The organism is Actinoplanes sp. NPDC051494, from assembly GCF_044454705.1.
In the GTDB taxonomy this organism is placed as follows: domain Bacteria; phylum Actinomycetota; class Actinomycetes; order Mycobacteriales; family Micromonosporaceae; genus Actinoplanes.
This window is the reverse complement of sequence record NZ_JBITDZ010000007.1, coordinates 138102-162784: the sequence shown is the minus strand read 5'-3', so window position 1 is coordinate 162784 and position 24683 is coordinate 138102. Positions and strand designations below refer to the sequence as shown.

20 protein-coding genes are annotated in these 24683 nt (G+C 71.3%); 12 read left to right on the top strand and 8 right to left on the bottom strand.

The features are described 5' to 3' along the window. Positions 1–4 precede the first annotated feature (4 nt). The 4 genes from ACIA6A_RS24265 to ACIA6A_RS24250 are packed head-to-tail and all read left to right on the top strand — an operon-like array spanning position 5 to position 3559. Positions 5–766, top strand: coding sequence for a hypothetical protein (locus tag ACIA6A_RS24265; RefSeq protein ID WP_396100119.1), 762 nt, complete (start codon positions 5–7; stop codon positions 764–766). Further along, entirely contained in the window at positions 763–1761 is a 999-nt protein-coding gene (locus ACIA6A_RS24260) for a hemin ABC transporter substrate-binding protein (RefSeq protein ID WP_396100118.1), read from the top strand. The genes ACIA6A_RS24265 and ACIA6A_RS24260 overlap by 4 nt, the downstream gene beginning before the upstream one ends. Further along, a complete protein-coding gene (locus tag ACIA6A_RS24255) occupies positions 1755–2795 on the top strand; it encodes a FecCD family ABC transporter permease (protein WP_396100117.1) in 1041 nt (346 codons plus the stop codon). Before ACIA6A_RS24260 ends, ACIA6A_RS24255 begins: the two co-directional genes overlap by 7 nt. Then, positions 2792–3559, top strand: coding sequence for a heme ABC transporter ATP-binding protein (locus ACIA6A_RS24250; RefSeq protein ID WP_396100116.1), 768 nt, complete (start codon positions 2792–2794; stop codon positions 3557–3559). The genes ACIA6A_RS24255 and ACIA6A_RS24250 overlap by 4 nt, the downstream gene beginning before the upstream one ends. On the opposite strand, the gene ACIA6A_RS24245 is transcribed toward ACIA6A_RS24250, so the two are convergent. Together ACIA6A_RS24245 and ACIA6A_RS24240 are read right to left on the bottom strand one after the other, a co-directional pair. After that, a complete protein-coding gene (locus tag ACIA6A_RS24245; protein WP_396100115.1) occupies positions 3533–3943 on the bottom strand; it encodes a pyridoxamine 5'-phosphate oxidase family protein in 411 nt (136 codons plus the stop codon). The two genes, ACIA6A_RS24250 and ACIA6A_RS24245, sit on opposite strands and share 27 nt — an antisense overlap. Further along, entirely contained in the window at positions 3940–5370 is a 1431-nt protein-coding gene (locus tag ACIA6A_RS24240; protein WP_396100114.1) for a DUF2252 domain-containing protein, read from the bottom strand. The genes ACIA6A_RS24245 and ACIA6A_RS24240 overlap by 4 nt, the downstream gene beginning before the upstream one ends. A gap of 157 nt (positions 5371–5527) precedes the next feature. On the opposite strand from ACIA6A_RS24240, the gene ACIA6A_RS24235 reads away from it, so the two are divergent. The 7 genes from ACIA6A_RS24235 to ACIA6A_RS24205 all read left to right on the top strand — a co-directional run bounded on the left by ACIA6A_RS24235 (position 5528) and on the right by ACIA6A_RS24205 (position 15952). Next, the gene (locus tag ACIA6A_RS24235) at positions 5528–6559 is read left to right on the top strand and encodes a LacI family DNA-binding transcriptional regulator (RefSeq protein ID WP_396100113.1); all 1032 of its coding nucleotides are present in this window, start codon (positions 5528–5530) and stop codon (positions 6557–6559) included. Between the two features lie 1073 nt (positions 6560–7632). Further along, positions 7633–7833 carry a hypothetical protein gene (locus ACIA6A_RS24230; RefSeq protein WP_396100112.1) on the top strand — a complete coding sequence of 67 codons (201 nt, stop codon included), beginning with the start codon at positions 7633–7635 and terminating at the stop codon, positions 7831–7833. Beyond that, positions 7830–9314 (top strand): L-arabinose isomerase, encoded by a 1485-nt coding sequence (gene araA / locus ACIA6A_RS24225; RefSeq protein WP_396100111.1) that lies wholly within the window; start codon positions 7830–7832, stop codon positions 9312–9314. Before ACIA6A_RS24230 ends, araA begins: the two co-directional genes overlap by 4 nt. Positions 9315–9444: 130 nt before the next feature. Beyond that, on the top strand, positions 9445–10572 hold the full coding sequence (gene chvE, locus ACIA6A_RS24220) for a multiple monosaccharide ABC transporter substrate-binding protein (protein WP_396100110.1): 1128 nt from the start codon (positions 9445–9447) through the stop codon (positions 10570–10572). Between the two features lie 23 nt (positions 10573–10595). Then, a complete protein-coding gene (gene mmsA / locus ACIA6A_RS24215) occupies positions 10596–12116 on the top strand; it encodes a multiple monosaccharide ABC transporter ATP-binding protein (RefSeq protein WP_396100357.1) in 1521 nt (506 codons plus the stop codon). Further along, positions 12113–13363 carry a multiple monosaccharide ABC transporter permease gene (mmsB, locus tag ACIA6A_RS24210; RefSeq protein ID WP_396100109.1) on the top strand — a complete coding sequence of 417 codons (1251 nt, stop codon included), beginning with the start codon at positions 12113–12115 and terminating at the stop codon, positions 13361–13363. Before mmsA ends, mmsB begins: the two co-directional genes overlap by 4 nt. A 318-nt stretch (positions 13364–13681) precedes the next feature. Further along, positions 13682–15952 carry a hypothetical protein gene (locus ACIA6A_RS24205; protein ID WP_396100108.1) on the top strand — a complete coding sequence of 757 codons (2271 nt, stop codon included), beginning with the start codon at positions 13682–13684 and terminating at the stop codon, positions 15950–15952. A gap of 36 nt (positions 15953–15988) precedes the next feature. On the opposite strand, the gene ACIA6A_RS24200 is transcribed toward ACIA6A_RS24205, so the two are convergent. The 4 genes from ACIA6A_RS24200 to ACIA6A_RS24185 are packed head-to-tail and all read right to left on the bottom strand — an operon-like array spanning position 15989 to position 22188. Further along, complete coding sequence (locus tag ACIA6A_RS24200; RefSeq protein ID WP_396100107.1) at positions 15989–17482, bottom strand: hypothetical protein; 1494 nt, start codon at positions 17480–17482, stop codon at positions 15989–15991. Continuing rightward, positions 17479–19338, bottom strand: coding sequence for a hypothetical protein (locus tag ACIA6A_RS24195; protein ID WP_396100106.1), 1860 nt, complete (start codon positions 19336–19338; stop codon positions 17479–17481). The genes ACIA6A_RS24200 and ACIA6A_RS24195 overlap by 4 nt, the downstream gene beginning before the upstream one ends. Positions 19339–19396: 58 nt before the next feature. Further along, entirely contained in the window at positions 19397–20662 is a 1266-nt protein-coding gene (locus ACIA6A_RS24190; RefSeq protein ID WP_396100105.1) for a DUF1501 domain-containing protein, read from the bottom strand. Positions 20663–20667: 5 nt separating this feature from the next. Next, entirely contained in the window at positions 20668–22188 is a 1521-nt protein-coding gene (locus ACIA6A_RS24185; protein WP_396100104.1) for a DUF1800 domain-containing protein, read from the bottom strand. Between the two features lie 115 nt (positions 22189–22303). On the opposite strand from ACIA6A_RS24185, the gene ACIA6A_RS24180 reads away from it, so the two are divergent. Beyond that, positions 22304–23344: an ROK family protein gene (locus tag ACIA6A_RS24180; RefSeq protein WP_396100103.1), complete on the top strand. Its 1041-nt coding sequence runs from the start codon at positions 22304–22306 to the stop codon at positions 23342–23344. Positions 23345–23463: 119 nt separating this feature from the next. On the opposite strand, the gene ACIA6A_RS24175 is transcribed toward ACIA6A_RS24180, so the two are convergent. Together ACIA6A_RS24175 and ACIA6A_RS24170 are read right to left on the bottom strand one after the other, a co-directional pair. Further along, a complete protein-coding gene (locus tag ACIA6A_RS24175; RefSeq protein WP_396100102.1) occupies positions 23464–23721 on the bottom strand; it encodes a hypothetical protein in 258 nt (85 codons plus the stop codon). Positions 23722–23774: 53 nt separating this feature from the next. Then, positions 23775–24671, bottom strand: a complete 897-nt coding sequence (locus ACIA6A_RS24170; protein WP_396100101.1) for a serine hydrolase domain-containing protein — start codon at positions 24669–24671, stop codon at positions 23775–23777. Positions 24672–24683: the final 12 nt, after the last annotated feature.

Here is a 24683-nt window from a genome sequence, read left to right as displayed (position 1 = left end):
CACCTTGCGCACCTCAGCGGCGACAGCAGTGGCCATCGCCGGGATGCTCGCCCTGTCCGGAACCCCCGCACAGGCCGCGAAACGGCTCAGCGTCTCGGCGACCAAGGGCCTCGACCGGGCCGGGCAGACGGTCACCGTCACCGGCCGCGGGTACGACGTCAGCAAGGGCATCTACGTGGCGTTCTGTGTGGACAACGGCGCCGGGGTGATGCCGTCGCCGTGCGGCGGCGGCGCGGACATGACCGGTGGCTCGGGCACGTCGGCGTGGATCTCGTCGAACCCGCCCTCCTACGGCGAGGAACTGGCGCGGCCCTACGGCGGTGGCGGCTCGTTCACCGTGACGCTGCGGGTGAGTCAGATGATCGGCGAGATCGACTGCGTGGTCCGGGGCTGCGCGGTGGTCACCCGCAACGACCACACCCGTACGGGCGACCGCTCCCAGGACGTCCGCGTCCCGGTCCGTTTCGCAGCCCCCGCCGGCACCAGGACCGCAGGCGCCCCCGCGAGGGCGCAGGCGCCGGCGCCGGGGAAGACGCAGGCGCCCGCGACGAAGAAGCCGGTGGGCCCGCCGACCGGGCGCCTGGCCACGCAGGCGCCGACCACCGAGGAGCCCGCCGCGGTCGCGATGGACCTGCAGGCCTCCCTGAACCGCACGACCCGGGCCACCCCGCTCGGCCACTGGTGGGCGATCGGCGGCGCGTTCGTCGCCGGCCTGCTCGCGGCCGTCGTGGCCGGCCGCATCCGCAGAAGGCGAAACCACGCATGAAGTTCCCCCTGGCGGCCACCGCGTTCCTGCTGCTGGCCGCGGGCTGCACCTCGGTCAGTGAGATCGGCCCCGAACCGGTGACCGGCAACGGCTGCGGCATCGCCACCGCCACGCTCGCCACCGAGGACGTCACCCCGCTCGACCCCGCACCCGAGCCGGAACTGCCGGCCACCGTGGACTCCGCGGACGGCAGGAAGGTCACCGTCACCAGCGCCGAGCGCATCCTGGCGGTCAACCTGTACGGCTCCCTCGGCGAGCTCGTCTTCAGCCTCGGTCTCGGCGACCGGGTGGTCGGCCGGGACACGTCGACCACGTTCCCGTCCGCTGCGGAACTGCCGCTGGTCACCCCGCAGGGCCACGACCTGTCCGCCGAGGCGATGTTGAAGCTCGACCCCACGGTGCTGCTCGTCGACGACAGCATCGGCCCGGCGACCGTGCTCGACCAGGTCCGCGCCGCCGGCATCCCGGTCGTGGTGATCGACGACGAGCAGACCCTCGACGCGGTGCCGCGGCACATCCGCGCGGTCGCCGCCGCCCTCGGCGTCCCCGAGGCCGGGGAACGCCTGGTCACCCGCGTCCGGACCGAGATCGACACGGCCCGGGTCACAACCGGCACACCCGTGAGGATCGCTTTCCTGTACGTACGGGGCACGGCCGGCGTCTTCCTCATCGGCGGCAAGGGAGCGGGATCGGACGCGATGATCGAGGCGATCGGCGCCACCGACGCCGGCAGCGCGATCGGGCTGGAGAAGTTCCGGCCACTGACCAGCGAGGGCCTGATCAACGCCGCCCCGGACGTCATCCTCGTGATGACCGAGGGCCTCCGGTCGGTCGACGGCGTCGACGGGCTGCTGAAACTACCCGGTGTCGCCCAGACCCCGGCGGGCGTCAACCGCCGGATCGTCGACATGGACGACGGGATCCTGCTCAATTTCGGCGCGCGCACCGGCAAAGCCGTCGAGGCGCTCGCCAAGGCGGTCTACGGACCGTGCTGACCGCGTACCGAAGACTGTTTCTGATTGTCGGTCTGGCCCTGGCCCTGGTGGTGGTCTGCCTGCTCGCGGCCGGCTCGGGGCAGGTGCCGGTCTCGCCCGCCGAGGTCGCCGGATCGCTGCTGCACCGGATCGGCCTGGACCTCGGTCCGCTGCCGTCCGCCGCGCAGGGCGAGAACGCGCTCTGGCTGGTGCGGTTCCCGCGGGTCGTGCTCGCGGTCGTGGTCGGCGCGTCGCTGGGCTGCGCCGGCGCGCTCATGCAGGGCGTGTTCGGCAACCCGCTGGCGGAGCCCGGCGTCATCGGGGTCTCGGCGGGCGCGGCGGTCGGCGCGGCGGCGGCCATCGTCAGCGGCGTCACGGTGCTGGGCGCCTGGACCACCGCCGGCGCGGCGTTCGCGGGCGGCATCCTCACGACCTTCCTCGTGTACGCGATGTCGCGCGCGAACGGCCGCACCGAGGTCGTGACGCTGGTGCTGACCGGGGTGGCGGTCAACGCGACCGCCGGCGCGCTGCTCGGCCTGCTGATGTTCCTGACCGACGACGACGGTGTCCGGGCCATCGCGTTCTGGCAGCTCGGCAGCCTGGCCCAGGCGACCTGGGCGGCGGTGGCGGTGGCCGGGCCGGGCGCGGTGCTCGGCCTGACCGTGGCCGCGGTGCTGGCCCGGCGGCTGGACCTGCTCGCCCTGGGCGAACGGGCGGCCCGCCACGTCGGCGTCGACACCGAACGCCTGCGGATCACCGCCATCGTGGTGACCGCCCTGCTCACCGCGTCGGCGGTGGCGTTCACCGGCATCATCAGCTTCGTCGGCCTGGTGGTGCCGCACCTGATCCGGATGGTCGCCGGGCCGGGCCACCGGGTCCTGCTCCCGGCCAGTGCCCTGGGCGGCGCCCTGGTCGTGGTGACCGGTGACCTGATCGCCCGCACCGCGATCGACTACCAGGAACTGCCCCTCGGCGTGCTCACCGCGGTCGTCGGCGGGCCGGCCTTCTTCTGGCTGCTGCGCCGCACCCGGTCCCGGGCGGGAGGCTGGGGATGAGAGCACGTGACGTCGTGGTCCGGCTCGGCGGCCGGCCGGTGGTCGACGGGGTCGATCTCGACGTGGCCGCCGGTGAGGTGGTCGCGCTGGTCGGGCCGAACGGGGCCGGGAAGTCCACCCTGCTCGCCGCGCTGGCCGGGGACGAGCCGGCCACCGGGACGATCGAGATCGGCGGGCGCGACATCCGTGGGCGTAAGGCCGCCGACCTGGCCCGGGACCGCGCGGTCCTGCCGCAACGGGCCACCCTGTCGTTCCCGTTCACCGCCGGGGAGGTGGTGCGGATGGGCCGCGCCCCCTGGCACGGACGGCCCGAGAGCGACGACGACGAGACGGTCGTCGCCGACGCGATGGCGCGCACCGGGACGACCGCTTTCGCCCATCGGCCGTTGCCGGCCCTCTCCGGTGGGGAACAGGCCCGGGTCGCGCTGGCCCGGGTGCTGGCCCAGCGCACCCGGCTGCTGCTGCTCGACGAGCCGACCGCCGCGCTCGACCTGCACCATCAGGAGGCGGTGCTCGGCGCGGTGCGCTCCCGGGCCGGGCAGGGTGACGCCGTGGTCGTGGTGCTGCACGACCTCGGGCTGGCCGCCGCGTACGCCGACCGGGTCTACGTGCTGGCCGCGGGCCGGGTGCGCGGGCACGGGACCCCCGCCGGGGTGTTCACCGAGGACCTGCTGAGCGACGTGTACGGCCACGACATCGAGGTGCTCGCCCACCCGCGGACCGGCGCCCCGCTGGTGTTACCGCGGCGCCCCGAGGCTCGCTGACCCGAGAACCCTGGTGATGGTCACCTCGATCACCACCCGCTGGGGGTTGGGGCGCGGCTGGCGGTACCGCCCGGCGTACCGCCGGACCGCCTCGGCCACCGCGTCCGGGTCGTCCCGGACCACGGCCCGGCCCTCCACGGTGGACCACCGCGCGCCGTCGACCTGACAGACCGCGACCCGCTCGGCACCGGCCAGCACGTGCCGCACGTGGGCCGAGGTGTCCGACGAGATGACCCGCAGCAGCCCGGCCTCCCGGTCGATCGTCGCCCCGACCGGCACCACGTGCGGCGAGCCGTCCTTGCGCAACGTGGTCAGCGTGCAGAGATGCCGCTCGGTCCAGAACTCCACCACGGCGGGAGCGCCGAGATCCAGTCGCCCACTCACGCGGTCACCGCCGGCAACAGACCATTGCGTACGGCCCGCACGAGCTTGTCGTGATCGGACTCCACCTGGTCGGCGTAGGCCCGGGCGAACGTGCTCAGCATGTCGTCGAGCTTGTCGCCGCTGCCGATGTAACCGGCGATCATCGACGCGCCGCTCGTGCGGGCATGACTCTTGGCGAGCAGGTAGCCGCAGATGCCGGCGTAGTCCTCCAGCGCCGAGGCGTTGATGTCCTCGACCACGATCGCACCCTTCATGTCGCGGAACTGGCGTACGTAGTACTGCACGTCACCGACCGTGGTCCAGCCGAGCAGCGGATCGCTGACCGTCTGCAACGCCTGCTGATACTCCACGACCCGCTGACCCTGATGCCGGTGCCAGGCCGCCGCACCGTGCTGATGCTTGGCGATCACCGAGCGCCGGGCCTGCTTGAGCTGCAGGAACACCACGTCGTCGGGGCTGCTGCCCTCGCACAGTGCCACGTACGCGCGCAACCCCACCGACCCGACCCCGACCACCTTGTGCGCGATGTCCACGATCCGGTAACCGGCGAGGATCCGGGCCCAGTGCGGCGGCAACGTGTTGAGGTAGCCGTCCAGCGCCTCGGCCAGCGCGTCGAGATCGGCGTCGCTGGGCCGGGTGATCAGCGGTGGCTCCTGCACGAGCCGGGCGGTCCCGTCCCGCTGCTCGGTGAAGCGGGGGAGCGCGCGGTCGCTCGTACGCCTCCTGGCCCGTCGTGCCGCTCTTTCGATCTCGTCCTTGAAACTGGCCTTGCTGGCCGCCTTGCGCATGTCGTCGACGTCGACGGTCTCGAACGAGCGGGCCAGCAACGGCATCTCCGCCAGGTGCCCGATCTGCTCGCGGTACTCCTTGACGCAGTGCTGGACCGCGTCGGCGCAGTCGTGCTCGCGGAACCCGTTCTGCCGCCCGGCGACATACACACTGGTCACCAGCCGGCGCAGGTCCCACTCGAACGCGCCCGGATGGGCCTCGTCGAAATCGTTGAGGTCGAAGACCAGCTCCCGTTCCGGGGAGGCGTAGAACCCGAAGTTGCCGAGGTGCGCGTCCCCGCAGATCACCGGTGTGATGCCGGTGGCCGGCAACCCGGCGAAATCGTCGGCCATGATGTTCGCCGACCCCCGCAGGAACGCATAGGGAGAAGCGACCATCCGGCCCACGCGTACGGGAACGAGCCAGTCCAGGCGTCCCTGGTGCGCGTCGGTCACCTGGGCGATCGGATCCACCCGGTCCGCGGCGGGCCGCCAGTGCGCGAGATCCGACCGGGGCGAGCGCTCGCGCAGGGACCGGCCCAGCTCGTAGCGCTCCGCACGGGGCCGGGCCGGGCGGCGCAGGGAGTGGAAACCGTCATCATGGCCGGAGGCGAGCACGACGTGACTGGTCGGCTGCGCGGGGAGCGGGCTGTCGTCCATCACCGCCGAGCGTACGCAAGGCGCCACAACGCGACACGGCAGCCCGTTGACGCCGTCCTTGTTATCGCTAACAATGCATGCTGGGTCCGCATCCTGGGACGCCCGGTTGCCCCGGGGCGGCCGGCGGCCCCACCGAACCGGGACGAGGTGCGGCTGGATGGACGTCAGGGCATTGCGCAGCCCCGCCATGACCGACGTCGCCAAACTAGCGGGCGTCTCCCATCAGACCGTCTCCCGGGTCCTCAACAACCACCCCAACGTCCGCGAACAGACCCGCCTGCGGGTCCGCGCGGCCATCGCCGAACTCGGCTACCGCCCCAACCGGGCCGCCCGCGCCCTGGTCACCGGTCGCTCCCAGCTCATCGGCATCGTCGCCCAGAACAGCACCCTGTACGGCCCGGCGTCCCTGCTGGCCGCCCTCGAACAGGCCGCCGCGGAAGCCGGCTTCGCGGTCAGCGTCGGCAGCGTGGGCCGCCTCGACCGGCAGTCCATCGCCGGAGCCGTCGAACGCCACCTCGACCAGCGCGTCGCCGGCCTCGTCGTCATCGCGCCGGTGGCCTCGGCCGACGACGCCCTCGAGGACATGCCCGCCGAGGTCCCCCTCGTCACCATCGACGGCGACCCGGCCCGCTCCCACGCCCTGGTCACCGTCGACCAGGCCGCCGGCGCCCGGCAGGCAACCGAATGCCTGCTCGCGGCCGGCCACCGCACGGTCTGGCACGTCTCCGGCCCCCCGGACTGGTACGACGCGGCCGGCCGCATCGAAGGCTGGCGCTCGGCCCTGGTGGCCGCCGGGGCCGAGGTCCCCCCGCTGGTGGCCGGCGAATGGTCGGCCCGCTCCGGCTACGACGCCGGCCGGATGCTGGCCCGGATGCCCGAGGTCACGGCGGTGTTCACGGCAAACGATCATCAGGCGCTGGGATTGCTGCGGGCACTGAGCGAACACGGCCTGCGGGTGCCCGACGACGTGAGCGTGGTCGGCTTCGACGACGTGCCGGAGGCGGCCTTCTTCATCCCACCGCTGACCACCGTGCGGCCGGCTTTCCGGTCGGTGGCGCGGGCGGGACTGGATCTGTTGCTGGCCCAGCTGGGGGAGGAGGTGCCGGTGACGCCTTCGCAGCTGGTCATCGCTCCTACGCTGGTGTCGCGGGCCAGCGTGGCGCCTCCTCGGCAGCGGCGGGGGGATTGATGGTGGGTTTGTGTTGCCGGCCTTCGCTTCGCTCCGGCGGCACTTCGCCCCGGGGAGCTTCGGTTGCGGGTGCCAAAACAGACCACGCAAAGGGCGCTTGTCTGTTTTGGCACCCGCAACCGAAGCGGGCGAAGTGCGACTCTGGTTGCGGATCGACCATGTCGTGGTCATGCCTCCACCGGCGCGGGGTCCGAGCCGTCATCAGCCTGCGGGCCGTCTCGGTCGGGCCTCGACCGGCGTGGGTGGACCCGAGGTCAAGGCCGTGATCGCCTGAGAAGCGCCTGACCGGGTCGCCGCAACTGTCGGCTCGGCCCACGCCCGGGCCCGCCCGCTCCTGCCGGCCCACCCCATCCCGCCTTGACCGCCAGCCCGCCCGCCCGGCCTGCCTGCTCGCCCGGCCTGCCCCGCCCGGCCTGCCCCGCCCGGCCTGCCCCGCCCGGCCTGCCCCGCCCGGCCTGCCCGGCCTGCCCGGCCTGCCCGGCCTGCCCGGCCTGCCCTGCCCGGCCTGCCCGGCTGGCCTACCTGCCCGCCCTCCCTGCCCGCCCGGCCTACCGGCCCGGCCTGTCCGCCCGGCCTGCCCTCCCTGCCTGCCTGGCTGCCAGGGCTGTCTGGGACCGGGCCTTAGCGTCTGTGGGGGTCTGGGTGGGTGGGGATGTTTTTGGGTGGGGTTTGCTGGTCAGGGGGTGCGAGCGCGCACTTTGTGGTGGGCTTGGGGGGATATGGCAAGGGCCTGGATGCGGGGGTGTGGCGCGGGCCACGGAGGGGGTGTGAGCTGGGCCATCAGGGTTGTGAGCCCGGTCATTTCGTTGAGATTGCCAGGTTGTTGCTGGCGAACCGTTGACACGCCTTTTGTTAGCGCTCACACTCAAGCCACGCCGCTCCTGCGTGTGGTCTGTGACACGCCGGTTCCCCCCTTCGCGGAGGTAGTTCACCATGTCCGTCGCACCGTCCGGGTCGCTCGTGGCCCGGGTCGCCGCCGGCACGCCGTGCGGGCGTGCCGTTGCCGGTCGTGTCGCTGACCGGACCGGTGTGGCCGGGGAGTGCGCGCGCCGCGGGGCGGTAGGCGCGGCGTGATGGTCACCGATCCGGTCGAGGAGCGCGTGCCGCGGGTCACCCCGGGTGCGCCGCGCATCTCGGTGGACCCGCGCGCCGAGCCCGTACGCGCAGCCCTTGTTTTCCGTCAGATCGGCGCGTCGTCGCCGAGTGAGCGGGCGCGCCTCGATCCGGTGGGCGCCCGCTGTCAGAACGTCTATGGACAGGAGCCCGCTAAGTGAAGCCCCAGATCTGGTTCCTGACCGGCAGTCAGCATCTCTACGGACCGGAGACGCTGCAGCAGGTTGCCGACCAGTCCCGGGAGATCCAGCAGATGCTGGCGGCCGGGGTCTCGTTCGAGATCATCGGTAAGCCGGTTCTCACCGACAGCGGCGCGATCCGCCAGGTGATGATCGACGCCAGTGCCGACAAGAACTGCGTCGGCGTCATCGCCTGGATGCACACGTTCTCGCCGGCGAAGATGTGGATCACCGGTCTCGACCTGCTGCGCAAGCCGTTGCTGCACCTGCACACGCAGCTCAACCAGGCGCTGCCGTGGTCGTCCATCGACATGGACTTCATGAACCTGAACCAGGCCGCGCACGGCGACCGGGAGTTCGGTTACATCCAGACCCGGATCGGTGTCGCCCGCAAGACGATCGCCGGGCACGCCTCCGACCCGGCCGTCGCGGCCCGCGTCGAGGGCTGGGCCCGTGCCGCCGCCGGTGTCGCCCACCTGCAGGGGATGCGGCTCGCCCGGTTCGGCGACAACATGCGCAACGTCGCGGTCACCGAGGGCGACAAGGTCGAGGCCGAGCTGGTCTTCGGCGTCTCGGTCAACACGTACGGCGTGAACGACCTGGTGGAGGTCGTCGACGCGGTCGAGGACAAGGCGATCGACGCGCTGGTCGAGGAGTACTCCGACCTGTTCACGCTGGCCCCGGGCCTGGCCAAGGGCGGTGACCGGCACGAGTCGCTGCGCTACGGGGCGCGGATCGAGGCCGGGCTGCGGCAGTTCCTCACCGAGGGCGACTTCGGCGCCTTCACCACGAACTTCGAGGACCTGGGCGGGCTGCGCCAGCTGCCCGGCCTCGCCGTGCAGCGGCTGATGGCCGACGGCTACGGCTTCGGCGGTGAGGGCGACTGGAAGACCTCGGCGCTGCTCGCGGCCGTGAAGGCGATGGGTACGGGCACCGGTGCCGGCACCTCCTTCATGGAGGACTACACCTACCACTTCGGTCCGGGTGAGCAGAAGATCCTCGGCGCGCACATGCTCGAGGTGTGCCCGACCATCGCCGCGGCCAAGCCGTCCCTGGAGATCCACCCGCTCGGCATCGGCGGCCGTGAGGACCCCGTCCGCCTGGTCTTCGACGCGAAGGCCGGCGACGGTGTGGTCATCGGCATCGCCGACATGGGCGACCGTTTCCGTCTGGTGGCGAACACCATCGAGGTGACCGCCCCGGACGAACCGCTGCCGAAGCTCCCGGTGGCCCGCGCCGTGTGGAAGCCGGCGCCCTCGCTGTCCACGTCCGCTGAGTCGTGGCTGACCGCCGGCGGCCCGCACCACACGGTGCTGACCCAGGCGGTGGGGGTGGAGCCGCTGCGCGACTTCGCCACCATGCTGCACACCGAGTTGCTCGTCATCGACGAGCACACCACCACGCATGACTTCGCCGACCGTGTTCGCTGGAACCAAGCGTATTACCGCCAGTTCGCAAGGTAGCCCCAAAAGTAACGTACAGCTAACAACCGTGTCGAGAAGTGTTCACTTCTGATCGGTCGTGCGGGAAAGTTCACTCACCCTGTGCGACCCGATCGACGAAGGTTCTTTTTAGAGTTCCTAGGGAGAGACAATGAAGTTCACCCGGCTCGCGTCCGTGGCCATGGCCACGACGCTTGCAGCGGCCATGGCCGCCTGTGGTTCCAGCGAGAAGACGGTCGACTCGGGCGGCGGCACGACCGACGCCAAGGGCGCGCTCATCGGCGTGACCATGCCGACGCGGTCCTCCGAGCGGTGGATCGGTGACGGCAAGAACGTCCAGGAGCAGCTCGAGGCGCTCGGCTACAAGGTCGACCTCCAGTACGCCGAGGACGACATCCCGACGCAGACCCAGCAGCTGGACAACCAGATCACCAAGGGCGCCAAGCTCCTGATCATCGCGTCGATCGACGGCACCGCGATCACCACGCAGCTGGAGAACGCCGCCGCCGCGAAGATCCCGGTCATCGCGTACGACCGGCTGATCCGTAACAGCCCGAACGTGGACTACTACGCCACGTTCGACAACAACAAGGTCGGCGTCCAGCAGGCCACCTCGCTGCTGACCGGTCTCAAGGTGCTCAACGCGGACGGCTCCGAGGGTTCCGCCAAGGGCCCGTTCAACATCGAGCTCTTCGCCGGTTCGCCCGACGACAACAACGCGACGTTCTTCTTCAACGGCGCGATGAGCGTGCTGCAGCCGTACATCGACAAGAAGGTCCTGACCGTCAAGAGCGGCCAGACCAAGTTCGAGCAGGCCGCCACGCTGCGCTGGCAGCCGAAGGTCGCGCAGGACCGCATGGAGAACCTGCTGACCTCGACCTACCGCAGTGGTGCCAAGGTCGACGGCGTCCTCTCGCCGTACGACGGTCTCTCGATCGGTATCCTCTCCGCGCTGAAGAGCAACGGTTACGGCACCGCCGCGCAGGCGTACCCGATCGTCACCGGCCAGGACGCCGAGGCTGCCTCGGTCAAGTCGATCATCGCTGGTGAGCAGTACAGCACGATCTACAAGGACACCCGCGCGCTGGCGAAGACCACCGTCGAGATGGCCGACGCGATCCTCAAGGGCGGCACGCCGACCACCAACAACACCACCGACTACAACAACGGTGTCAAGGTCGTCCCGGCGCAGCTGCTCGACTCGGTGATCGTCGACAAGGCGAACTACAAGAAGGAACTGGTCGACTCGGGCTACTACACCGAGGCTGACCTGAAGTGACCGAAACCGACATCATCCTTCGGATGCAGGGCATCACCAAGACGTTCCCCGGCGTCAAGGCCCTGCAGGACGTCAACCTGGACGTGCGCCGTGGCGAGATTCTCGCGATCTGTGGGGAGAACGGCGCCGGCAAGTCCACGCTGATGAAGGTGTTGTCGGGCGTTTACCCGCACGGCTCGTACGACGGAGAGATCCTCTTCGACGGCGAGCCGTGCCGGTTCGCCGGCATCCGTGACAGCGAGGAACTCGGCATCGTCATCATCCACCAGGAGTTGGCGCTGGCCCCGAATCTCTCGATCGCGGAGAACATCTTCCTCGGTAACGAGCAGGCGACGCGCGGGCTCATCGACTGGAACAAGACGAACGCGGCGGCGGGAGAGCTCCTGCGCCGCGTCGGACTGCGTGAGAACCCGACCACGTCGGTGCTCGACCTCGGCGTGGGCAAGCAGCAGCTGGTCGAGATCGCGAAGGCGGTCTCGAAGAACGTGAAGCTGCTGATCCTCGACGAGCCCACCGCGGCGCTCAACGACGAGGACTCGGACCACCTGCTCGACCTGTTGCGCGGGCTGCGCAACGAGGGCATCACCTGCGTCATCATCTCGCACAAGCTCAACGAGGTCATGGCGATCTCGGACCGGGTCACGATCATCCGGGACGGCAAGACCATCACCACCATGGACGTCGCGAACGGCGACGTCAGCGAGGACAAGATCATCTCGCACATGGTGGGCCGTGACCTGGACAACCGGTTCCCCCCGCACGAGTCGCACGTCGGCGAGGAGGTGCTGCGGATCGAGGACTGGACCGTGCACAGCCCGACGCAGCGCGGCCGCACCGTCGTACGCGGAGCCAATCTTTCCGTCCGTCGTGGTGAGATCGTCGGTCTCGCCGGTCTGATGGGTGCCGGTCGCACCGAGCTGGCCATGAGCGTGTTCGGCCGTTCCTACGGCGTGGACATCTCCGGCAAGGTCTTCCGGGACGGCAAGGAGGTCCATCTCAAGACGGTCCAGGACGCGATCAAGCACGGCATCGCGTACGCGACCGAGGACCGCAAGAGGTACGGCCTGAACCTCATCGAGGACATCAAGCGCAACGTCTCCGCGGCCGGCTTGAAGAAGCTGGCCAAGGGCGGCTGGGTCGACGAGAACGAGGAATTCAAGGTCGCCGACGACTACCGCAAGTCGATGAACATCAAGGCGCCCAGCGTCGGCAGCATCGTCGGGAAGCTCTCCGGCGGCAACCAGCAGAAGGTTGTGCTGTCGAAGTGGATCTACACCGATCCCGAGGTGCTGATCCTCGACGAGCCCACCCGCGGTATCGACGTCGGCGCCAAGTACGAGATCTACACGATCATCAACCGCCTCGCGGACGAGGGCAAAGGCGTGCTGGTGATCTCCAGTGAGCTTCCGGAGCTGCTCGGTCTCTGCGATCGCATCTACACCTTGGCGGAGGGCCGGATCACCGGTGAGATGGTCCGCGCCGAAGCCACCCAGGAGGGTCTGATGACCCTGATGACGACCCATGGACAGGAGGTCACGCGGTGACAAGCGTGGCACCCACGAACGCGGATCTCGCGCTCGGCACCCCCTCGGCCTCACAGCCCGGCGACAAGTCGCCGAAGTTCAACATCAATCTGCGCCAGAGCGGCATCTACATCGCGTTCGCGCTGATCGTGCTGCTGTTCACCGTGCTTACCGGCGGTGACCTGCTGGCGCCGCAGAACATCAGCAACATCGTCATCCAGAACTCCTACATCCTGATCCTCGCGATCGGGATGATCCTGATCATCATCGCCGGGCACATCGACCTCTCGGTCGGCTCGGTGGTCGCGGCGACCGGTGCGTTCGCGGCCGTCATGATGGTCAACTGGGATGTCCCGTGGCCGCTCGCGCTGCTGATCACGCTCGTGTTCGGTGGCCTCATCGGCGCGTGGCAGGGTTACTGGGTCGCCTACTTCGGCATCCCCGCGTTCATCGTCACGCTGGCCGGCATGCTGCTGTTCCGGGCCGTCACCCTGATGATCCTCGGCAACCGCGGCATCGGCCCGTTCCCCGACGAGGTCCGTACCATCACGAACGGCTTCACCGGCAGCTACCTCGGCAACATCGGGCTCGGCGGGCTCGGCGGCGCCGACCTGTTCAGCATCGTGATCGGCTTCGTCGCGGTCGCCGCGATCGTCTGGACCCAGTGGCGCACCCGGGTCGGCCGGCAGAAGTACCTGCAGGCGGTCGAGCCGTTCGGCATCTTCATCGCGAAGATCGTCGTCGCCTCGATCGTGGTGCTGGCCGTCATCGTGCAGCTGGCCCGCTTCCGCAACCTGCCCTGGGTGCTGGTGCTGCTCGCCGCGCTGGTCATCGGCTACTCGGTGCTCACCAACCGGGCCGTCTTCGGTCGCCAGATCTACGCGGTCGGTGGCAACCTGCAGGCCGCGACGCTCTCCGGCGTCAAGGTCAAGAGCGTGGTCTTCTGGCTGTTCGTCAACATGGGCGTGCTGGCCTCCATCGCCGGCATCGTCTTCGCGGGCCGCCTCAACCAGGCGAACCCGACCGCCGGTAACAGCTTCGAGCTCGACGCCATCGCGGCGGCCTTCATCGGCGGCGCGGCGGTCCAGGGCGGTGTCGGCAAGGTCGTCGGCGCCATCACCGGTGGCCTGATCATGGGTGTCATCAACAACGGCATGAGCCTAATCGGTGCCCCCAGCGAGCGGGTCATGCTCGTCAAGGGCATCGTCCTGCTCGCCGCGGTGGCGCTCGACGTCTGGTCCAAGCGTCGTGCGGGTGCCTCCCGCTGACGACGGCACAGATCTCCGCGCCGGTATCGGGACACTGGACGGTGCCGGCGCGGACCGTCTCCCGCTCAGGGGTCATCGAGAGGTGACCCGGGTGCGGTGGGTGAAAAGGGGATGAGGGCGGTGGCCGCGAAAGCGGCCACCGCCCTCTCGCTGTGCGGGCCTCCGCGGGGCTTGCTCTGTGTCGTCTCTGGAGTACATTGAGCGGAATCGAACGACGGTCGGTAACACGGCCGATCTCGGGCGGAAATATCCTCCGCTTCCGCGTCAGGACCGGTCCCGGGTCGTTACCTCAGTGATCATCGAGGACGGCGGTGGCGGATGCGGCTCAGGATCAGGCGTCGACCCTGGAATCTGCCCCCTGCCCCGATCACCGAGATACCCCTGGCCGCCCTCGGCGTCCACCCCGGCCCGGCCGGTCACCGTGACGCCGCCGGATATCGCGCCCTCGACGGCGACGCGGCCATCACCCGCGCCCTGACCCGCGACAACCGCCGGGTCACCGTCGTGCACGGCCCACGCCTCGCCGGCTCCACCCGGGCCCTGGCCGAGAACGCCCGGCGCCACCTCCCGGGCCACACGCTGCTCCTGCCGGTCCCCGACCCGGCCCTCACCCTGCACCAGCTCATCGCGGCGGCGGCCCCCTGGCTGCGGCACGGCGGCGAGGCCATCCTCTGGCTCGACGCGCTCACCCCGGTCCAGCTGGAACAGTTCGACGGCCACCTGCTCCGTACGCTGCCGGACGGTCTCCGCGTCTGCGTCACCGCCGAAACCGGCACCATCACCGGCTCCCACGTCCCGGCACAGGTGGTGAGCGCCTTCTCCCGGTACGCGGAGGTGATCGCGCTCGGCGCCACCCGCCGGGGCCGCGCCGGCCTCGCCGAATGGGACCAGGTCACCCAGGCACTCACCCGCGAGTCCCTCGAACGCCGCACCCTGCTCCGCATCGTCACCGGCTGGTCCCGCATCGGTATGCCGGGCCGCCTCGACCGCACCCTGCTCCGCCGCCTCTACGACCAGGAACTCGCCACCGCCCGGGAGATCACGGCCCGGGAGGCTGCTGCCAGGGAGGATGCGGCGGGGAAGGATGCGACCCGGTCGGATGGGGCCCGGTCGGATGCGGCCCGGTCGGATGGGGCCCGGTCGGATGCGGCCCGGTCGGATGGGGCCCGGTCGGATGCGGCCCGGTCGGATGCGGCCCGGTCGGATGCGGCCCGGTCGGATGCGGCCCGGTCGGATGCGGCCCGGTCGGATGCGGCCCGGTCGGATGCGACCCAGCCGGATGCGGCCCGGTCGGTCACCGCCCAGGAAGCTGCCGCCCGGGAAGCTGCCGCCCGGGAAGCTGCCGCCCGGGAGACTGCTGCCCGGGAGACTGCCTCCATGGGGACCGAGTGGGGGGATATCAAGGCTGGGGAGATCGGGGCCAATCAGCTCGGGGTCAGTGAGGCCGGGGTCAGTGAGGCCGGGGTCAGTGAGGCCGGGGTCAGTGAGGCCGGGGTCAGTGAGGCCGGGGTCAGTGAGGCCGGGGCGGGGGACCTCGCCGCGGACAGCGCTGAGGCTCCGACGCACAAAAACCCCGAAGCAGGTTCTTCCTGGCATAAAGGCTGGCTGTCCGAGTCCGAAAGGGACGGTTGGCCGGGACGTGCCGATGCCGCGAATCCTGGTGGCAGCGGTCCCGTCGGTCAGAGTGGTCGCCTCCGCCCGGATGATCCTGCCCGGCGCGAGGGCTCAGCATGGTGGCGGAGCCGGGCTGAGCGGGAGAGCCGGGCTGAGCGTGCGGGCCAGGCTGATCGGGAGGGCCGGGCTGAGCGGGAGGATTGGGCTGAGCGGGAGAGCCGGCCTGAGCGTGCGGGATGGGCTGAGCGGGAGGATTGGGCTGAGCGGGAGAGCCTGGCCGGGCGGAAGGGCTGGACCGAGCCGGAGGGTGTGGTCGGGCGCTGGCCGGGTGCGGCCCGGCGGCTGGTCGGTGGGCGGGGAGCGGGGGATTCCCGGGCCAACGGACCTGGGTTCGCCCGGGCTCTCGCGTGGGCGAAGGAGACCCGGCCCCGGCTGGTGGAGGAGGTGCCTGGTGGGCATCTGCGGCCCCACCCGTTGCTGGCACTCGCGGCGGGCGAGGGGATCTGTGACGCGGTGTGGCGGTATGCCTGCCGGACGTTGGACGGGCCCGCGCGATTGCGGGTGGCGCTGAGCGCTTACGACCGGGGTGAGGTCGCCGAGAGCCGGCGGTGGTGTGCGCAGCTGGCCGATACCGGGGATCCCGCGCTTGCTCCCGTGATGCTCCTGCTGGGCAGTCTGGCGCTGGACGAGGGTGACAGCGAGGAGGCCCGGCGGTGGTGGCGGCGGACCGTGGACACCGATCATCCGGAGAGTGCGCCGCCGGCGATGCAGGCGCTCGGGCACATGGATCATCAGATGCGGGAGTGGGACCTGGCCCGGTACTGGTATCACCGGGCGCTGGGGACCGGGCATGCCGACGTGGCGATGGCGGCCCTGCTGGGGCTGGCCCGGGTGGAGGAGGACGCCGGGGATCTCACCGCGGCCCGGCACTGGCGGTTGCAGCTCCGCCGCCGCAGCGAGTTCCGCCAGGATTGACGACAGCCGGCGCGGCGGGAAGGTGGGGGGCGGGGCTCAGCAGCTGCCGCCCGTACCGTCGGGGTAGCGCCGTTGTTTGAAGGTGGCTGAGGCGTCGGCGGCCAGGGTGATGATCGGGATGGCCTTGTTGACCGTGTCGCCGCGGCTGTCCGCCTCGGTGTGGAAGGCGATCGGGCCGGATGCTCCGCAATGGACGTCGCCCTCGGTGATCTGGTTGAAGCCGTTGATCATGGTGTTCATGCTCCGGTCGCCGGCGTCGGCGGCCAGGGATCTGATGGCCCGGACGGTGACCGAGACCGCGTCGAAGGCCATCATGGCGCTGCCGTCGCGGTAATCGATGCCGCCGGTGCGCTCGGTGATCCATCTCTGGAGCTGGGTCAGGCCGGTGGTGGGCTCGGCGCCCCATTCGTCCGGGTGGGCCAGCCCGGTCATGAACAGCGCGAACTCCTGGTCCTTCAGGGCGTCCAGCAGCGCCTGGTCCGTACTGTCGATGAGGTCGGTGGCGTCGTCGCCGGTCAGGACGGTGATTTTGTCCTTCTCGGTGCAGGCGGCGGCCACCTTGATGAGGAACGTGCGGACCTCGGCGCTGCGGGCCGCGAAGTAGACGGTGACCTTGCCGGGGCGGCGGCAGACCTCGCGCGCTATGGAGTCGACCGCCTCGGTCCAGCCGAGCGTGTTGGGGGTGAACGGGCGCACCGTGGCTCCGGACGCCACGACCGTCTGGAACGCGGTCTCGAGCTGGCGGACGTATGCGTCCTCCGGGTCGTCGGCCACCGCGAGGTAGGGCGCGGCCGGGGAGGTGCGCTGCTCCGCCATGTAGGCGAGCAGCACCTTGACCTCGTCGAGGTTGTTGGGCCCGACCCGGTACAGGTGCGGGAACTGTTTGCCGTTGAGGTCGTCGGCGGTGATCGTCGAGCCGACCATCGGCAGGCCGGCCGCGGACAGCCGCCCGGCGAACCGTTTGGTGGTCTCGAGGCTGGCGCCGATGCCGGCCACCGCGGTGATCCGGTCCTGGTCGCGGCGTTCCAGCAGGTCCGTGGCGACGGTCTCCCAGGACGCGCCGGCGTGCCCGACGTTGGCGACGAACAGTTTGATCTTCGGGGTGCCCTGGCCGTTGTCGGCGTCGTTGGCCTGCGCCTGCGCCGCGTACGCCCCGTAGAGCTGGTGCACGACGTCGCTCGCGCCGAGGACGCGCTGCCCGTTCCACGGCATCGGCATGACGTAGGCGATGCCCCGCCACGGTGCGTCGCCCACGTCCGCGTTGGCCTTGGCGATCAGTTGCTGCACCTCGTCGAGGCCGGGGGTGTCCTCGTCGTCGTCGAACGTGAACCGGAAGCCGCCGTCGGAGACGCCGACGCACTCGCCGTCGCCGGTACGGGCGATGTGGTCGGCGCACCGGCCGTTGTCCCGGATGACGTAGCCGGCCACGACGATCGCCGCCACGACGACGAGGGTGGCGGCCGAGGCCGGGCGGACCCAGCGCGCCCGCCACCAGTGCTGCTGGCGTACCGGGAATCGTTTGTCGCTCACCGTGACCTCAATCTCATCGCCCGGGCCAGCAGCAGATCGGACAGGACCGCGTGTTTCGGGGGCAGCAGCCGGGCCACGTCCTCGTGCCGGAAGCTCGCGTACTCGGTGAGCGGCCCGGTGTCGGCGCGCAGCGGATCACGGCGCAGCCATTCGCCGGTCAGGAGCCGGGTGAGTTCGTAGGGCAGGCCCGGTGGCATCACCCCGCAGAACCGCAGGACCAGGGCATCGACGGGTACGGCCTCCGGGCCCAGATGCGCGTTGGGCGCCCCGGCCGTCGCGTCGAACCGGGCCAGCCAGGTCGTCGCGTCGTCGGCGTCCAGGCGGCTGCCGAGGTCGCCGGCGACCTCCTTGATCCGGTTGCGGGCGAGCGCGTGGTAGAGCGACCGGGCATCGTCGGGGTCGGCCGCCGCGAAGTAGGTCTCCAGGTTGCGGTGCGCCTGGTCCCAGGCCCGGGGGTCCTCGGCGAGCCGCACCAGCAGCAGGCGCCGCAGGAACGGGTCGAGGCGGGCCTCCTCGGTGCCGGGCCGGTCGTCGGCCCAGAGGTTGCCGACCAGCCGGGTGTGCAGGTCCGGGTGGAGCGTCTCGAGCTGGGCGCTCATCGTGGCCCGTCGCTCGATCGTGCTGGTCAGCTGCTCCGCGGCGGCGGCCCGGACCAGCCGGCGCAGGGCGTTGGTGTCCGCGGGGCGTTCCCGGGCGGTGCCGGTCTGCCGGCCCGGGACGAGGTCCGGCAGCAGGCGCGCGAGCAGGGGGAGCGTGGGCGGCCAGGCGGTGCGCAGGTGCCGCAGCCGGTCGGGGTCGGTGAGCAGCCAGTCGAGCCCGCCGGGATGCCCGTGGGTGAACTCGTGCAGCGGGCCGGCCGGCCCGCCGCCGTGGCCGTGCAGCTCGGCCAGCTCGTGCGTCTCGGTCCGGGTCAGGCGGCTCAGCACCCGCGCGTCGCACCGCTCCCGGGCGGAGGCGGGATCGTCGTCCTTGAACGGGTCCAGGCGCCGGCCGGTCGTGGCTATCACCGTCACCGGAGGGGCGTCCGTACGGATCAGGCAGAGCAGGCGCAGCAGGTCGGGACCGGCGCCCCGCTCGGCGTTGTCGAGCAGGACGACGGCCCGGAAGTCGCGTTCCCGGACCCCGGGGCGGGCCGGGCGGGGCGCCGGGAACGACGCGCGCAGGTCGGCCAGGAACGCTTCGATCAGCCAGCGGTGCGAGCGTTCCCAGCGGTCGGTGCCGTGCTCGTCGCGGATCCAGGTGTTCAGCTCCAGCAGGGTGTCCACGGCCGTGGTGCCGCGGACCTGGGTCCACCAGCGTTCCCCGGCGGTCCGCCGGCGGGCGAGGCCGGCGGTCAGCGCCGACACCAGCACCTCGCCCATGCCGGGGGCGGCGGTGCCGGTGGTCCCGGCCATGGCGGCGTCGGCCACCTTGACCGCCAGGTCGTGGACGTCCTGCGGCAGCCGCAGCCGTTTCTGGTCGGTGAGCAGCCGCTGGATGTCGCGCCGGGTGGCGTCGTGCGGCGGGCCCGGGTCGATCTGGATCGCGAGCAGGCCCAGCACGCAGCGCGGGAAGCTGAGCCGCAGCACCCGGTGCCGCCGGGTCATCAGCCCGAGGACGAGCGTCGCCAGCAGTGCGCCGACCGGGCTCACCGGCGGCGGGTGCCCGGCGTCCGGGGCGCCGGCGCCGAGGTCGGCCCGGGTCAGGTGGAGCTGCCCGCCGGCCTCCTCGAGATCGGCGAGCAGCGTGGTCTTGCCGCTGCCGGCCGGTCCGCGCAACAGCGTGACGAGCTGGTCGTCGGCGGGCGGCCAGAGCATCCGGGCCTTCAGTAACTGATCAAGGTCTTCGCGTACGACAGCACGAGGCTGTTCCCCCATCGCTCCAGTGTGGTCACCGGGGCGGGCGCTGCCTAGTACGTGACCGCGTGGTGCCGAATCACCCCCGCGCGGTGGCGAGTCCGAACGACGACGCGGTGATGCCCGGGAAGACGTCGTTCACCGAGCCGATGCCGCAGCGCTTCTGCAGGATCTCGGCGATCACCGAGCGGTAGTCCGTGGTCGCCGCGAGATCACCGTCGGCGAGCGCCGCGGGGGCCAGGGTGGGCCAGTCGGCGTACACGGTGCCGCCGCGGATGCCGCCGCCGAGCAGGAGCATGGCGTTGCCGTGGCCGTGGTCGGCGCCCCGGGAGGCGTTCTCGGCGACACGGCGGCCGAACTCGCTGACCGTGACGAGGGTGACGCCGGCCATGCCGGCCGGGCCGAGGTCGGCCGTGAACGCCGCGAGGGCCAGGGACACGTCGTACAGGTTGTCGTACATGCGCTGGCCCTTGACCGCGGTGCCCAGGCCCTCGTGCATGTCCCAGTCGCCGGAGTCGACGGCGGCCGCGACCAGGCCCGACTTCGACGTGATCAGGCGGGCGACGTCGCGCAGGGCGTCCCCCAAGGGCGTTTTCGGGTACGCGGCACCGTTGGCCGGCGTGTACGCCGTACCCCGTACCGATGTGGTGGCGGTGAGGGCGGCGTCCGCGGCGAGGGCGGGCGCGGCGAGCAGGCCGGGTGCGGAGGCGTACATGGCGCGCAGCGACGCTGCCATCGGGCGTTTGGCGTTCTCCCCGGCCAGCGTGAAGCCGTCGACCGAGGCCATGGAGACGTCGGCCGTCGGCCCGCCGAACAGCCGGGCGGGCATGGCGCTGCCCAGCGAGACCCCGGCGAGCGGCCCGGTCGCGCCGGTCATGGCGAGCATCCGGTCGAGCCAGCCGCTGCGCAGCGACGTACCCGCGGCGGCCCGTTCCATCTCCTCCATCGCGGCGAAGTGCGAGCGGGTCCGGTTGGCCTGGCCGACCGCGTGCACCGCGGCCAGGCTGCCGTTCTTCCACAGCGGCAGCAGCGGCGCGAGCGCCGGGTGCAGGCCGAACATGGTGTTGCCGGCGATGGCCTGACTTTTCGGCAGCGCGATGCTCGGCCGGGCCTTGTAGTAGTCGGTGTCGCCGATCGGGGCGATCGCGGACAGGCCGTCGAAACCGCCGCGCAGCGACAGCACCACCACGGTGTCGCCGGTGTAGGTGCCGGCGGCGAACGCCAGGCGGGTGGACAGGCCCTGGCCGGCCAGCCCGGTCAGCGCCGCGGCACCGCCGGCGGCCGCACCCCGGACCAGCACGCCACGACGGGTGAGACGGGTGTTCTCTTCGCAACAGGTCTGCACGGATGTCACCTCAGCTGGAAGGTCGGCGAGTCGAGGACCAGGGCGACCAGGTACGGCGCGTGCCCCGCGAGGGACTTGTCGGAGCTGGTCAAAGGACTGGTCGGCAGCTTGCCCGCGACACTGAGCACGGCGGCGGTGTGCGCGGCCGGGAGTTTCTGACCGGTCAGCCGCACGGCCAGCGCGTCGGCCAGCGCGCCGTACGTGGCGGGCAGCACGGGCACCAGGGACCGCAGCAGATCGGCGGGGCGGGTGAGCTGCTTGGGGTACCAGCCGGCCGCGAGGTTCAGGTGGCTGTTGCAGCGGATGAGGAACGCCGACGGCGACGCCCAGGCGGCGGCCACGTCCGGGAAGCCGTTCGGCGGGCTCCAGCGGAACGGCGCGTTCCCGGCGCCGACCAGGACGTTGTAGAGCGCGTCGAGGCCGGCCACGCCGGACTTCTCCGGACCCAGGCCGAGGGTACGGACGGTGGCGGCGAGATCCTCGAACGGTGTGCGCACCTTGTGGCCCACCGAGGCGGCGAACTCCGGCGACGTGAACAGGGCGCGGAGCACGGGCGCGATGGCCGTACCGTGGTCGAGGTAGACCGTGGCGAGCCTGGCCACCAGCGTCGCCGGCGCCTCGTCGGCGACGAAGCGCACGCACAGGTCGGTGGCGATCCGCTCGGCGGTCGCCGGGTGGGTGGCCAGGTAGTCGAGGAACGCCAGGGCGGCGGCCTCACCACCCTCGGCGGTCGCGTTCGGGTGCGCGAAACCGAGGATTTTGACCGCTCCCGTGGCGTGCCGTGCCGCGGTGTACGTGTAGGTGCCGGTGGTGCCGACGGTGAGACCGGTGAGCAGCTTCGCGGCCGCCTTCACGTCCGCCTCGGAGTAGATCATCCCGACGGTGTGCAGCTCCATCAGCTCACGCGCGTAGTTCTCGTTCGGCAGGTTCTTCGCCGACGACCGGTTGTCCAGGTACGTGAGCATCGCCGGGTGCCGCGCGGACGCCTTCAGCATGTCGGCGAAGCGCCCGAACGCGTGCGCGCGCAGCACCGTCGTGTCGTAGTCGGACCGGCTGTCCCAGACGCCGCTCGACGGGGCGGCGATGTGCAGGTGGTTCGCCCAGAACCCGACCGTCGTCTCGAACAGCTGCCGGTTGCTCCAGATCGCCCGGGCCACCGCGGCCCGGCCGAGCTGGCCGAACGCGTCGTAGGAGTGGACCGGGAGCTTCGCCCGTACGGTCGCGATGTCGGCACCGGCCAGCGGCAGGCGGGTGAGCAGCGCGTCCAGGTCGCCGTCGGCGATCGTGGCGGGGGCGAGCTGGCGGTCGAGCCAGCCCTCGGCGCCGAGCCGGGTGGCCTCGGCGAGCGCGGCGGGGGTCGGGCCGAACGTCGCCCGGCGCAGCAGGTGCGCGATCGGGTCGTTCGAGAGCAGATCGGCCGGCGTGGGCGCGGGCGCCGCGAGGGCGGGGGCGGCGTCGAGGACCCCGGTGGCGGTCACGGCTACGGCGGCGGCACCGGCGAGCAAGGCACGTCGAGTCGTCTGCATGCCCAGCCCATCGGCGCGTGGCGAGGGTCGCCGCGGTCCCGCAACCCGATGCTCACCACGTGCAATCCGCTCGCACCCGTCGCTTCGCGGCCCGCGCGGACGTACGCTCGAAACCGTGGATCACATCGATGCGGTACGGACCCCCGCGTCCTGGGTCGTGGTAGGTCTCGACAACGGCGGCACCTGCAACAACGCGACCGTGCTGGACGCCACCGGCCAGTTCCTGGTCGACCGGCTGGTGGAGAACCCCAGCCGGGTCCAGGACGGCCCCGAGTCGGCGATCGAGTCCCTCGCGGACGCGTTCACCGCCATCCTCGAGCTGACCAGCACCCCGCTGAGCCTGGTGCGCGCGGTCGGCCTCGACACCCCCGGCCCGGCCAGCTCCACCGGCGTCATCTCCTCCAAGGGCTCGACCAACTTCTCCCAGGTCTCCTGGCACGGCTTCGACATCCGCGGCGCCCTCGAGGACCGCATCGGCCTGCCCGTCGTCTACGCCAACGACGCGAACGCGGCCGCGTTGTACGCGCACCACCGGCATTTCGGCCCCACGGCGACGGAAAAATCCTCGGTCGCGGCGATCGTCGGCACCGGCCTCGGCGGCGGCGTGGTCGAGGGCGGCAAGGTCGTCAGCGGCACCGCGGGCATGGCCGGCGAGCTCGGCCACGTCCAGATCCCCCTGCACGGCGTCCTCAAGGAGGACCAGCCGGTCCCGGTCTGCAACTGCGGCTTCGAGGGCGACGTGGAGAGCATCGCGTCACTGACCGGCATCGCCAACAACCTGCTGCCGTACTGGCTGACCCGCTTCCCGGACCACCCGCTGGCGGCCGAGCCGATCGCCCGGGCGGCGAAACTGCTGCGCGGATACGGCGAGAAGCAGGACCCGCTCGCCCTCGCGGTCTTCGGTCAGCAGGCCCGGGCCATCGGCAAACTGTTCACCATCGCCGCCAACTTCACCGACCCGGCGGCATATTTTCTGGGCGGGGGAGTGGTGGAGGCCGACCCGCGCTTTCGCCAATGGTTCCTCAACACGGTCCGCGAGAACACCCAGCTCCGCCGCGAACAGCAGGAAGCGGCCACCTTCGCCCTCGTCCCCGACCTCGACATGGCCGGCGCCCGCGGAGCCGCGGTAGCCGCCCTGGACACCGTCCCGGCCTGACCGGCCGCTGGGCGGATGGGGGTGGCCCGACCGACCTGCTCCACTGAGACCGACCGGCCGGACCTTGACCCTAGGTGTGCCCCTCCGGCGAAAAGGTTGCCCGCCGCCTACGAGAATTTTTACCAGCGCCGGCGGTAGTGGCCGTGGTGCTGCCGGTAGTGCCCGTGGTGGCGGTAATGGCCGTGATGGCGGCCGGGCCCGTGCCCGTACTGCGGTGGGTAATGACCGTATTGCGGCGGGAAATGGCCGTAATGGGCGGGCCGGCCCAGTCGGCGGTTGACCTCGCGCAGCATGTGCGCGGCTACCGGGTTGTGGCCGTGGCGCAGCTTGCGCTCGAGTTTCGAGGCCACCATGGACAACACGAATCTCTTGATCACGCGCTCCAGGCTACGAGACCGGACCGGGACCGGCCTGGGCCTGAGCTGTGGGTTTACTGAAGGCGCGTCAGCACGAGCTCGTGCACGGCGTCGAGCAGCTCGTCGTCGCGCTCGGAGTGGGCGGTCACCGTCACGACCGCGCGCCGGTCCGGGCTGATGACGACGTACTGGCCGTACTTGCCGTCCATCCGGTAGGTGTCGTCCCGGTCCAGCCAGACGCCGAGGCCGTACCCGCGGGTGAACTGTCCGCCGTGACCGTTGTCCCCGGTGCTGACCGCCTCCGCGGCCATCCGCCGCACGTAGTCCGCCGGGACGATCTGCCGGCCCTCCCACTCGCCGTCCTGCAGCAGCAACCGCCCGAACCGGGCCAGCTCGCCGGTGCGCAGGAACAGGTCGCTCTCCGCGAATGGGAAACCCAGCGGGCAGGTGTGCCACGCCGGGTTGTGCAGGTCCAGCGGGCGGAAGAGCCGGGGCATCAGGTACGCGCGCAGGTCGGCCCCGGTGACCCGGGCCAGCACCCGGCCGAGCGCGTACGGGCCGGAGCCGGTGTACGCGAAGCCCTGCCCGGCGACCAGCGGCGCGGCCACGATCTCGTGCAACAGGTCGGCGGCGTCGATCCGTTCGTGGGCGAACCACTTGTGGCTGGTGCCGCTGGTCATCGTCAGCAGCTGCCGCAGGGTGACGTCACCGAACCCGTCGGCGGCGATCGGCCGCAGCTCGGGCAGGTGGTCCAGCAGCCGGTCGTCGAGGCTCAGGTGCCCCTCGGCCTCGGCCAGGCCCATCGCCACCGAGGTGAACGTCTTCGACACGGAGTACAGGTTGACCCGGTCGTCGGCCCGGAACCGGTGCGTCACCGGCTCGTGGCCCTCCCGGTGCACATGGATGCCGTACGTCTCCAGCTCCCGCTCGCGATCGGCGGCGATGAACGCTTGCAGAAGATCGTCACTCACGCCGAACAGGAT